The sequence below is a fragment of the Mojavia sp. genome, from assembly GCF_059505145.1.
The window spans coordinates 1-7,909 of record NZ_JCACKA010000005.1 but is presented as its reverse complement, the minus strand read 5'-3'; the positions used below and the strand labels follow the sequence as shown (position 1 = coordinate 7,909).

Annotated in this window: 10 protein-coding genes and 1 pseudogene; 3 read left to right on the top strand and 8 right to left on the bottom strand. The window is 45.1% G+C overall.

The genetic code is table 11. From position 1 onward, the window contains the following. The 8 genes and pseudogenes from AC5JL8_RS00220 to AC5JL8_RS00185 form a co-directional block, all read right to left on the bottom strand. A partial coding sequence (locus AC5JL8_RS00220) for a hypothetical protein (RefSeq protein WP_495877769.1) occupies positions 1-558 on the bottom strand: 558 nt, incomplete at its 3' end. Between the two features lie 79 nt (positions 559-637). Then, positions 638-1,309 carry a hypothetical protein gene (locus AC5JL8_RS00215; protein WP_495877768.1) on the bottom strand — a complete coding sequence of 224 codons (672 nt, stop codon included), beginning with the start codon at positions 1,307-1,309 and terminating at the stop codon, positions 638-640. Between the two features lie 9 nt (positions 1,310-1,318). After that, a complete protein-coding gene (locus AC5JL8_RS00210; protein ID WP_495877767.1) occupies positions 1,319-1,621 on the bottom strand; it encodes a hypothetical protein in 303 nt (100 codons plus the stop codon). Positions 1,622-1,745: 124 nt separating this feature from the next. Further along, positions 1,746-1,943, bottom strand: a complete 198-nt coding sequence (locus AC5JL8_RS00205; RefSeq protein WP_495877766.1) for a hypothetical protein — start codon at positions 1,941-1,943, stop codon at positions 1,746-1,748. 8 nt (positions 1,944-1,951) lie between these two features. Further along, positions 1,952-2,219 (bottom strand): annotated as a pseudogene (locus tag AC5JL8_RS00200) (hypothetical protein). Further along, positions 2,212-2,370 (bottom strand): hypothetical protein, encoded by a 159-nt coding sequence (locus AC5JL8_RS00195; RefSeq protein ID WP_495877765.1) that lies wholly within the window; start codon positions 2,368-2,370, stop codon positions 2,212-2,214. Before AC5JL8_RS00195 ends, AC5JL8_RS00200 begins: the two are co-directional and overlap by 8 nt. Further along, on the bottom strand, positions 2,367-2,783 hold the full coding sequence (locus AC5JL8_RS00190; RefSeq protein WP_495877764.1) for a hypothetical protein: 417 nt from the start codon (positions 2,781-2,783) through the stop codon (positions 2,367-2,369). Before AC5JL8_RS00190 ends, AC5JL8_RS00195 begins: the two co-directional genes overlap by 4 nt. Positions 2,784-2,787: 4 nt before the next feature. Continuing rightward, positions 2,788-3,717, bottom strand: coding sequence for a ParM/StbA family protein (locus AC5JL8_RS00185; protein ID WP_495877763.1), 930 nt, complete (start codon positions 3,715-3,717; stop codon positions 2,788-2,790). Between the two features lie 362 nt (positions 3,718-4,079). On the opposite strand from AC5JL8_RS00185, the gene AC5JL8_RS00180 reads away from it, so the two are divergent. The 3 genes from AC5JL8_RS00180 (at position 4,080) to AC5JL8_RS00170 (ending at position 7,896) form a co-directional block, all read left to right on the top strand. After that, positions 4,080-4,247 (top strand): hypothetical protein, encoded by a 168-nt coding sequence (locus AC5JL8_RS00180; protein ID WP_495877762.1) that lies wholly within the window; start codon positions 4,080-4,082, stop codon positions 4,245-4,247. 327 nt (positions 4,248-4,574) lie between these two features. Beyond that, the gene (locus AC5JL8_RS00175) at positions 4,575-7,553 is read left to right on the top strand and encodes a DUF3854 domain-containing protein (protein ID WP_495877761.1); all 2,979 of its coding nucleotides are present in this window, start codon (positions 4,575-4,577) and stop codon (positions 7,551-7,553) included. A 91-nt stretch (positions 7,554-7,644) separates the two neighbouring features. Continuing rightward, entirely contained in the window at positions 7,645-7,896 is a 252-nt protein-coding gene (locus AC5JL8_RS00170; protein ID WP_495877760.1) for a hypothetical protein, read from the top strand. Positions 7,897-7,909: the final 13 nt, after the last annotated feature.

Here is a 7,909-nt window from a genome sequence, read left to right as displayed (position 1 = left end):
TGTTAGCGTAAGATGCTCGCTAACTACTCTCCCACACCTTTTTTCGTTCACCCGTGTTTCATTCTTTGGAGTTGGCTTAACTTCATAGTTTTTCACCTCTTGATAGAACCGCGTCTTACCTACACTAGATGCCTTGGACACTGCCCTATATTCGTCAAAGGCAATCCACAGCGAAGCCCCTACACTCACTGTGGAGGCAGTTGCTACCATGAAGTCTTTACCAATGTGGATTCTGCCGTCATAGTGAATTTTGGTCAGGGTATCAGCGAAAAATAACCCCAGTACAATGCTGCCGAGTGTCCCAGAAGCGATCGCCCCAATCCCAAGACTAGTTAGTAAACTCACTCCAGCATTGGCGGTGAACACTCCCAAGAATGTGGCCAATGCTTTGTTTAGCAGTTGTTTGTTGCTGAAGACATCGCGGATAGACTGCTCTAACCGTTCGCTGTCTTCATTCTCTGGATTAGTTTTGGTTTGTTGCTGTTCACCCCAAAGGGCTGAGGGAGACTGATTACTGTTGGAGTGAAATTGAGATAGTAGAGTTTCAAGTTCATTCATTGTTACTTCTACGCCACACAACACAACTGAGCATAGAGAAGCCAGAGTTCCTCTGACTCTGGCTTTTTATTGGCTATGGTTAGATACCCATAAAATTCCTGAACCACTGCCCTACACGGCTAATCCCAGCAGTGCGGGAATAGTTGGGCTTTGGTATTCTGTCTGTTAGAGCTTCACTACCGTTTGTCCACAATGCCCTAGTTACAGCAGTTTCATAAGCGCGATCTGCTGTGTCTTGGGCTTCTGGTAGTTTGTTGGATGCCTTAATTAAATCCGCCTCGTATTTTGCTAGAGCCATTAAGTCAGCCGTCGCGCCTGATATCTGAATCAGGCTTGACCGTTGAGCGTGGCGGGTGGCTTCGGCAGTCGTAGCGTTAACGTGTTCAGACTGCATTTCGGTCATTTCGTTTTTGAAACGCTGTTCGCCCTGTTTCGATGAGTTGATGGCTTTGAGCGTTTGCGTTCCGTGCTTCTGGGTCAGTTGCACCAACTCCGCGTAAGCAGAGTTAACATCCCCGGTGGTTTCAATGATTTTGCGGTATGCCGACAATGCCTTGGGTAAGTTCGCTTTGGCAGTGTCAGACAATCGCGCCATATCTGCAATTCTCGTGATTACTGCTTGGTCGCCTAAAACGGCTTTGTTAAAGTCTTCTGCCGACACATCAAACAGCTTGCCCATTGCGTTGAGCGTACCAGGAGCATTACCAGGGATATGGTTTTTCAGTTTGGCGGTTCCATAATTACGAGTCATGTTTCACCCCTAGCGTTGGTATTTGAGTTGATTAATCAATGCCTCTGCCAGTCCCAGGTGGTCGCCAATCTGCACTCGTTTATGAATACCTTGGACAATTGGAGAGACTGTTGAAAGTGCCTCTACTGCTGCTGAACCACCTTGAACATTTATCTCTGCACTCAAGAGATTTTGGACGACAGAGTGCAATAGCAATAGTTTTTCTACCTTGCCTAGTTGCTCAAATGTGCTGCCATACTGTTGCTGAAGCTCATCCAAGTAGGAACCATCTCCTGGCATGGTGCTTGTGAAGTAGCCAATGGGTTTATTCATTCTTGGTAAAATCCTTGTGTAGTGTATTCTTCATTAGGCGGAGATACATTCATCGGTGGGTGCGTTAGCGGTAGCTTTGCCGTTAGGCATCGCTCGGTGTCCAGTCAAGCGATCGCTCTCCCCATCACTGAAAAAATCCTTCTCTCTCTACGTCCACAGTAGAAGCTGCTGCCGACCATTGCAGAGTATTGAAAAACTGGGTGACATCCCCAAGCGTTACATCACAATCAAAATGTAAGCCTTGATATTGTGGATGCTGCCGAATTTGAGTTACTAATTGTTGGGCTTGTGCAATCAATTCTGGGAGTGGTTGAGTGTTCATAATTCACCTCAAAATATTGACAATTGCAGTGATTCTTGGCTGATAACCGAAGCATTGGTACTCATCCCTGATACTTCATAACAGCGAGTAGTTAAAGACTTGTGATTGAGCAATAAGTCAGCCTTCTTTCGTTGTCCTGCCAGAGGTCGAAAGTGGTACGCGTGGATGCTGGATTGTACCCGTTTTATAGAGGTACTGATATAGTGTTCTATCTATTTGATAGACTTTGGAATTGGTTAGTAGGGTTGAATCGTAGACCCTATTTAAGTTACTCATTGCTACCTCTCAAAGACTTAACAAGCGCGTCACCGTAGTTAACCAACAGGATGGTAAATAGTTGAGAGTAAGTGTTGATTCCTGTCTGTTCAATGATTTCTTTGGCTTTAGGAATGTGCTTTTCGTCCAGGACTACACGCGTTTGACTCATAATTTGAGACTCCTAATTAATGCTGACCCTTTCGGTTTTTCTATCAGTTGTGTTTGTTCAGTTGTTGTGACTTCTTGCGGAATTTCAGGCTGTTGAAGAACAGGATTTGTTAGAGGTGTTTGAAAACTGCTTACATTGCCTGCCAAGTATTCCGAAATTAATAAATTTGTGACACAGGCTATAGGAATCCCTCGCTCTAACCCGTATTGTGACAACCAATCTAAATGGCGTTTATCTAGTCTCACTCTTGTTTCGGTTGTCTCAATCTGTGACAAATCAGAGAGTTTTAAGTCCCATTGATGTTTGATTGCATCCAACAGCAGATTTACGGTATCACTCAGCTTTGAATAGTTGAGTGAAAGTCTTATTCCCTCAACTTTTGCAGCTACGAGTGCTGCTAAACGTACTTGCATTTCTTCACATAGCCAACAATGCTTGAATATTGGAAAGATGAGGGTCAACAGGAATATAAAATCCTGGTTTAGCACTCAATTTATGACGTACTAAATTGGCACATCCACCAATCAGCATGATGTTGGTGACATCTGCTAGATAATCGTTAGCTGCTGTGGTAATGCCGTCCATCAACCCGTTAAACCAGTTTTCTAATAAGCCAGGGAAGACTGAACTGAAATCATACTTGCGCCCGTAGGTGAAAGAACCGTCAGCTACAGCATCCATCATCTTGGCCACTTTGAATGCAACGTTATCGCGCTTGGCGTAACTCTGCATTAAGTCAGAGTTGATGATGTCGTTAGCCAGGGAGACACCGCCCACCTTCGGGATTGAACGACGGGTGAGAATTTCACCACCGGGAGTCATCACAACATAGTTAGTAGTGCCACCACCGATGTCGATGCCGAGTGTATCGCCGGAGTTGAGAAAGCCTTTTTTGTAACCGTTGGCTACAGCCACATCAGTTTCTAGGTAAAACTCAACATTTTTGATGCGGTGTTTATAGCTTCTACCGTTAACTGTGATTTGATGATCTGCAATCAAAGTTTGACGGATAGCATCTTCTTCCCAATGATTACGCTCTGGTACTAAGAACCGGACAGTCCCCTCAAAATCTTGCCTTAGTCCTGCCAGGGTGAAAGGTTTAACAAATTCTGGTAACTGTTTGCCTCGCTCGGCGGCGGTTTGTGGGTTCTTCTGCTTGGTGGCACGTTCTCCCAAAACTAATACTTTATTGTCTAGTTTGACGCTGGGTGAATCTTCGGTATCGTAATCCCTGGCGCTGGTGTAGGTCACATCTTGAAAGACTGAGCGCATCACACGGGGCTTTTCACCTTTGAGGGCTGTAATGCTGGTGAAGTTGCCAATATCTGCAAAGTAAATGTTGTACACTTGCTTTCTCCTTAAAAGCTAGTAGCAGCCACACTGCATATATATAGATGTGGCTGTTGCTAACTGTTTTGGGTATTTATGGCGGTTGTTTGTTTTTCTTATCCCTATCATTTGGAGGAGCCTGAGTCTTACTCACGCTTCAGCAAGGAATTGCTTATTTTCTGCTCCTTAGTATGGCTTTTTATAAGCTTTATCGTCCGTTTTACGCTCACATCTATAAATCTAACATAAAATGGCTATAGTGGCTATAAAGACAATATAGCCATTATTTATCCAATAGTGGCTACACAGCAATAAAATCCTATATAGCCACTACTGCTTTTTTTTGGTGGCTGTAGTGGCTATACTGTGCATAGGTTTTTATGAGTGATCAAGAGAAGAAAATGGTGCAAGTTCGCATAATCATGCCAGAAGATTACAGACGGCTGTTTAAAGCGTATTGCACAGAAATAGGTACAGACATGAGTAAAAGGATTACTGAGTATATAGAACAAGAATTAATTAAAGCAGGCAAGCTAAAAAATGATTAGCACCATTGAAGTTAACTATTCATCTTTCATAGCAAGGCGCAGAGAATCTTACCTTTATCCGCGCACAGGCTATAAATTCATGTTTTCATAAATACAGCCCTAAAAAGGCACAAAAAAAAGGGTAGTCCCAACCTAACTTTGGGGCAGCCACTCTCTTAGTGCTAGAGCCAAGCATACCAAGACGATTACCAGTCGTCACCAAAGCGGTCAGTCCTACCGCAATCTGTTTATAAATTTTTATAACTCTAGCCTAACAGTGGTGTGCCTGAAAGTGAAAGGGATTACTCAATCTTTACCGAAAGTAATCACTAAATTCAGGAGCCACAAATGAATAAACTAGAAACGCCAAATGCGCCCGGACTGTCACATCATGGCGCACAGCGAGAAGATTTGATTTCTGCGTCAATTTTAGCGCAGTACACCTCATCAAATCAAGAGTTAGTACCACACCATACCACCTTCAACAGCAGCCCACTTGAGGAACGGCGGAACAAATTTGAGAGTTTTGAACAATTCCAAGCGTTTATTCGCCAGTCATTCATTGAAGGTTCAGGGATTGCAACAGAAGTATTTGATGCCTGTGTCGAATTCCACCAAGATATTGAATGTGTTCTTGGCGGTGATGTAGAAACCCCAATCCATAACGCTTTAGGCTGGGATTACAAGCGATTTGGGCATCAAGCCAACGAGCCGTTGTATGCCGCGTTTTTGATGAATGAAGATGGTTCAGTATGGCAGGTAATGGTCAGTTTATGGGACGAAGATAAGGAACGCCCATACAAGTATCTTGCGCCCAAAGGCGGCGGCAATCGAGCATTTTTGCCCCCTGTACCCCCCGAAGCGCGGCAGATGATAGGGGAACGCTACGGCCTAAAAGTGCCAAAAGTTGGTAGCTTTTGGCAATGGCTCAAAGAATCGTCCATAGAAAGAGGTATCACCGAGGGCGGCAAGAAAGCCCTGTGTGCCATCTCCAATGGATATGTGATGATGGGTCTTTATGGCTGCGAATGCGGCGCAACTGGGATTAATGCCTGCTTGATAGAAGATTTAATTCCTTTCGCCAGCCAGGAAACAGGATGGCTCATCGCCTTTGACCAGGACACAAAGCGCAGTGCCAAAAAAGCAGTAGCCAGAGGGACAAGGAAACTGCACAAAGCATTAGAGAAGCGAGATTGCTACGCGGCTAATGTAAACTGGGATGCAAAAGACGGTAAGGGGCTGGATGATTTGATTGTCAATCAGGGAGCAGGGGCTTTTGATGATGCCTATGAAACGGCGATCGTCTCCTTAGAAAAACAATTTTCAAAGCGCAGAACTTTTCGAGTGCCGCCTGCGGATAAGATAGGGCGTGAGATAGCCCAAGAGTACCGTGACCGACTGGCTTTTAACAATGAGATTGCCCTGTGGATGCGCTATGAGGCTGATTTTGCTGGGGTCTGGTCGCCGGAAACCAACGAATTTATCGAAGCGATCGTCTCACAGATACTTGCCAGCAAGGGGATTGAAGGCTACAACTCCCACACCTACATTACCAACATCGTCAAAGCCATGCGAAATCAACTGATAGTTCGCAAATGGCTTGAGGCTTCCCCCAGAGAAATGTTGCCCTTTATTAATGGTGTGGTGGAGATATCCACAGGCAAGCTTTTACCCCACTCCCCCAGTTATCGCCTGACTTGGCAACTGCCACGAGAATACGATCCTAATGCTAAAAACTGGTCAGAAATTGACGCGTTCCTCAATCACCTATCTAACGGTAACGATGCCATCAAAGACTTGTTACTGTGCTACTGTAACGCCGTCATCAAGGGCAGACATGACCTGCAAAAATTTCTTCACCTGATTGGCCCTGGCGGTACGGGTAAGGGCAGTTTTAGCCGACTAGTGGTGAATTTAATTGGTGAACAGAATGTCCACACCACAACTCTTGAGGAATGGTGTAATAACAGATTTGAGGCAGCTAACGCCTACCGCAAGCGATTGGTACTGTTCCCTGATGAAGACAAGCAAACTGGGAAGCTGGGGAAATTCCTGTCGTTAACTGGGGAAGACCTGCTAAGAGCTGAGGAGAAAGGGAAAAAGGCGTTTCCATATCGCTACGATGGCATGGCATTGGTGCTGTCCAACCTGCCGATTTTCATGGGCGAATCAGCCAGCCGCGTCAAGCGCCGGGTGATTACTGTCCCTTGTAATAAAGAAGTGCCACCTTCAAAACGGCGAAACCTAGAAGCAGTGTTTGCGCCGGAATTATCTGCGTTTACCAACTATGTTCTAAGTATTCCCGATGAACACGTTACTAACGTATTACTGGGATTACAAGAGATTCCCGAATGTGCCTTGGAATTTTGGGAAAACCGCACCCGCGTGGATTCTATCGCTGCTTGGATTAACCAGCACATCATTTATGACCCAATGGCGAAAACACCAGTAGGCAGCGATCGCCATGAAGGAGAAGACGGTTCTACTCCGGTGACATTATTCGGCTCGTATAACAGCTATTGCCGCAAGTCGGGCAATCATGCCAAACATCACAATAACTTCTCACCTGATTTATTAGAGTTGTGCCGCAGTGTCCTGGGCTGGGAGGTAGAGAAGGAAGCGACCAAGACCGGAAAATTCATTCGCGGATTGCGCCTAAGAATTGTCGGTATGGATGACAATATTCCAACTCATGACTATACCCTGGCTCAAAGAATCATTGCAGGTGACGGCACAGGTGGCGGCAGTAGTGATGGCACAGGTGACGGTTCACAATCCCTGATAAATAAGGACTTTGATCCTGGTGACAGCACAATCCCTGATTTGATTGAAAAAATCAATCATCAAAATTTGGATCAACTTAAAGGAGAAATTGACTTAGAACGCCCAGACAATCAAAAAGTATTGCCAGAAAATCAGCCTCAAGAGTTGCCCATAATCTCAGTGCCATCACAAGGGAATCACAGTAAGGGTTTTGCGCCGTCACAAGGGCAGTCACACTCGGCATCACAAGAGCCGTCACCAGTAGAGATACCTTCGACAACAACAGATGAATCTTTGTCAGATGGGGAATTAGAACCGAATCAAGGTGATGCTCATTCTAAGGAAGATGGTTCTGTTCGAGTGGTTAAATGTGATGATGTGAACACCGACGTTCCTGCTAATGTGGAACTGATTAGGGAGTGTATTGCGGATCAATCCTGGGGCTTGATTGAGGAACTGGTATCAGTCTGGACAGAGAAGTTTAAAGCTGCGGTTTGGAAACAGTTGACCAAAGAAGAACGCTCAACAGTTAAAGCATTGAAGCGAGGCAGTACCCATGAGTGAACTGATGATAGAGGTGAAAGAAGCGGATTGCGCCCTTGTCTATGAAACGCGAGCGCATAATTTCAGTAAGCATTGATGAGGTGAAATTCAAATGAAGCGAGTAGTAAAACTTTGTTCACACCAGTTTTGGAGTGAAGCTAATCCAGAAATCATTATTGAATGGAACGGCTCTACTCGGAAGCCTAACTCTCATGAACGTTGCTGGAGCGTCAGCATTGACACGCCAAATTACAGCTATTACAGCCGATACATGGATTTAACCGCTAGGGAAAATTTATGGTTCACCAAGTGGGAACTAGAGGAGTTCAAGGGGCGACAATCGCCTGTAAACCAAGCCAGCTAAAGGTTTTGGGCTT

Bases quoted from the DNA above. Each gene is read 5' to 3' on its own strand.
- AC5JL8_RS00215 (WP_495877768.1), bottom strand. From the start codon at position 1,309: ATGACTCGTAATTATGGAACCGCCAAACTGAAAAACCATATCCCTGGT.
- AC5JL8_RS00210 (WP_495877767.1), bottom strand. From the start codon at position 1,621: ATGAATAAACCCATTGGCTACTTCACAAGCACCATGCCAGGAGATGGT.
- AC5JL8_RS00205 (WP_495877766.1), bottom strand. From the start codon at position 1,943: ATGAACACTCAACCACTCCCAGAATTGATTGCACAAGCCCAACAATTA.
- AC5JL8_RS00195 (WP_495877765.1), bottom strand. From the start codon at position 2,370: ATGAGTCAAACGCGTGTAGTCCTGGACGAAAAGCACATTCCTAAAGCC.
- AC5JL8_RS00190 (WP_495877764.1), bottom strand. From the start codon at position 2,783: ATGCAAGTACGTTTAGCAGCACTCGTAGCTGCAAAAGTTGAGGGAATA.
- AC5JL8_RS00180 (WP_495877762.1), top strand. From the start codon at position 4,080: ATGAGTGATCAAGAGAAGAAAATGGTGCAAGTTCGCATAATCATGCCA.
- AC5JL8_RS00175 (WP_495877761.1), top strand. From the start codon at position 4,575: ATGAATAAACTAGAAACGCCAAATGCGCCCGGACTGTCACATCATGGC.
- AC5JL8_RS00170 (WP_495877760.1), top strand. From the start codon at position 7,645: ATGAAGCGAGTAGTAAAACTTTGTTCACACCAGTTTTGGAGTGAAGCT.